The organism is Citrobacter sp. Cpo142 (assembly GCF_030332425.1).
In the GTDB taxonomy this organism is placed as follows: domain Bacteria; phylum Pseudomonadota; class Gammaproteobacteria; order Enterobacterales; family Enterobacteriaceae; genus Citrobacter; species Citrobacter portucalensis.
In genome coordinates this window covers 1-281 of sequence record NZ_JAOWHW010000032.1, presented here as the reverse complement: position 1 = coordinate 281, position 281 = coordinate 1, and the positions used below count along the sequence as shown (strand labels likewise).

The 281-nt window shown below is 54.8% G+C and carries 1 tRNA gene and 1 rRNA gene; both read right to left on the bottom strand.

The annotated features are described in order from the left end of the window. A 5S ribosomal RNA gene (gene rrf / locus OGY18_RS01605) occupies positions 1-81 on the bottom strand; the annotation flags it as partial. 38 nt (positions 82-119) lie between these two features. After that, positions 120-195: transfer RNA gene (locus OGY18_RS01600), tRNA-Thr, on the bottom strand. Between the last annotated feature and the right edge of the window lie 86 nt (positions 196-281).

The following is a 281-nucleotide window of genomic DNA, read 5'->3' as shown; positions in this document are numbered from 1 at the left end:
CACACTACCATCGGCGCTACGGCGTTTCACTTCTGAGTTCGGCATGGGGTCAGGTGGGACCACCGCGCTACAGCCGCCAGACAAATTCTTTTCTAAGTGCCGAACTTTAACCGAAAAACTGGTGCTGATACCCAGAGTCGAACTGGGGACCTCACCCTTACCAAGGGTGCGCTCTACCAACTGAGCCATATCAGCACACTAAATTTGATGCCTGGCAGTTCCCTACTCTCGCATGGGGAGACCCCACACTACCATCGGCGCTACGGCGTTTCACTTCTGAG